Below are 2,269 nucleotides of genomic sequence, written 5' to 3' on the forward strand. Positions count from 1 at the left end.
AGACCCGTCAACCTTCGTGATCAACACTGCTGCTCTCACGAGCGATATTGTTGAGGTGTGGATGAGTGGCTTCAAAGCAAAGGACGGGACATCAGTCCCCAGCAAGAGCGTCCATGGGACAGCAATGAGCGCTCTGAGTGCCTTCTACCAACAACACGGCACGTTGCTCCCTGATGTAATGCGTGCTTCTGTCAAACAGTTCACCAAGGGAGTTGCAAGGACCCGTGCCGAGCTGAAGCAAACTGGCGAGATCCCGCTGGAGGAGGGCAAGGCTCACGTTCCTGGAGACCTGTATTTGACGATTGTTCGCGCACTCTTGACGAATGGAGACGTTTTTTGCCATGTCTTCTGTGTGCTTGCGTGGAATCTCATGGTTCGAGTGAGCAATGTGGCCTCACTGTGCGCTGCAAATTTTTCTTTCTCTGAGGACTCACTCCAGGTTGCCTACGTGAAGCACAAGGCTGATCAAGAGGGAGAACGCACTGACCCAAAGCACTGCTATGCAAACCCGCTGAATCCCGCGGCGTGTGTCATCACTGCTCTTGGGATTCATTTTGCGTGCTTTGGTGCTCCAAAGCGCCGCACAGATGTGCTCTTTGAGGGGCAACGCCAACATGATCGATTTGTGAGAAAACTGCGCAAGGTGCTCAATGAGGACAAAGAGCTGAAGGGGCTGATCGACCGCCAGGGGATTACCGTGGATGACATTGCATCGCATTCTCTGCGCAAAGGAGGACGCTCCTACTGTGCTGGTGGGTCGACGATGGGACCCTCCACGGCCACTGTCCTGCTCCGAGGTGGGTGGCGTCAGGATGGCATGGATCAGAAGTACGTACGCTATGAGCATGCGGGCGATCAGTTGGTGGGCCGCTATCTTTCAATGCTGGATGTGAGTTCTCCAACCTTTGCAACACTCCCTCCACATTTTGAGGCTGTGGATGACGATGTTCTCAATGCTGTTCGTCTTGTATTTCCTGATGCTGCCGAGGGCTTTGAGGGTGTTCTGGTCACGTGCCTGGCATCCCTTGTCTACCATCGCGCATATTTTCGCGAAACCCTTGCACCTGCGCACAAGCTCTTCAAGACAACTCTTTTCACGCAAGGGCTTGCTGACAAACTGGGCCCGCGAGTTGCATTGTCATTCCCAGGCGATGTGATGCGCTCTACGGGTGTCCCTCCTATCACGCAAATTCTGGGTGACTTACAAGATCTCAAGCAAACGGTGGCGACATTTCCTACACTCGTTGGGAATACTCTTCATGAAGAGCTTGAGAAGCGCCAGTTTGATGCTGGTCAGCTTACACGCGAGGTGGTGGAGACCCTCGTAAAGGACATGCAAACGAAAGTCGTTGCCGAAATTGGGTCTTTACGCAATGGCCTGCACGCGGCTGTCGCAGGTGCTCCAGCTGCACCAAATGCCGGGCAGCAAGCAAACGACCAATTTCAACGCTGGATGTGGGGTGGCCAAATGCACCCCGTGCCCGAGGAGTTTGACCTGGATACCTCACTCCCTCCGGCGACCTTGTTCCAGCTCTACCTCCTTGGTGACGAGCAGGAACGAATCGGTCCGTACAAGATGCTCACATCACAGGACGTGGTGGGAAAACAAGCCAAGGCGCGCGTGTCTGATATGCACAAGCTGATGGAGCCTATCATTGACTCGTTGAAGAAGCAACACCATTGGCATCACCAGCCAACGGTCCACGAGGTGAACACAATGTGGGAACGCGGCAAGACAGTCATCCGCGGCAACGAGAGGAGCAACAAAGGCAAGAAGCGCCGCTTGAAGGAGATGGCATGGACCACAGCACTGAAGGAGTACCGCAAGCGAGGTCGCGAGTCAAATGACCAGGACGACGATAACGACCTCCACAGCAGCGCTGACCAACACGGCGCGGAGTCAGTGGATGCAGTGGGGGTTGCTCGGCGTCCGCCCAAAGGCAAAGGCGAACTCTATGAGAAATGAAGATTAACAAGGGCTTCTCAACGGTGGTCGGAACACGTCCCGAGCCGCCACCTTTGAACTGCGAAAACGAAGAGCCGTGCGACACACCATAAAATGAACGGAACGAGAAGTCCATGGCACGGTTCGCTCCTCAAGACATTGGTTGAAAGGATGGCTGCAACGCCGCCCTTTACTTCTTCCACTTCCAACGAAAGTGTGCTAATAATATTTTTTGTGCCTGTTCATGGCGATGTAATTTTGGTGCCCCTCGTGTCTATGGCCTATCCCTCTGGCAATGAACTATTGGGTATTTTAGACATTTTA

Annotated in this window: 1 protein-coding gene; it reads left to right on the top strand. The window is 53.8% G+C overall.

The window, feature by feature from the left end; all coding sequences use genetic code 11:
- On the top strand, nt 1-1,966 hold a 1,966-nt coding region (locus VLA04_01845), incomplete at its 5' end, for a hypothetical protein (protein HSI20438.1).
- Nucleotides 1,967-2,269 lie beyond the last annotated feature (303 nt).

Source organism: Verrucomicrobiia bacterium, assembly GCA_035460805.1.
GTDB lineage: Bacteria > Patescibacteriota > UBA1384 > CAILIB01 > CAILIB01 > DATHWI01.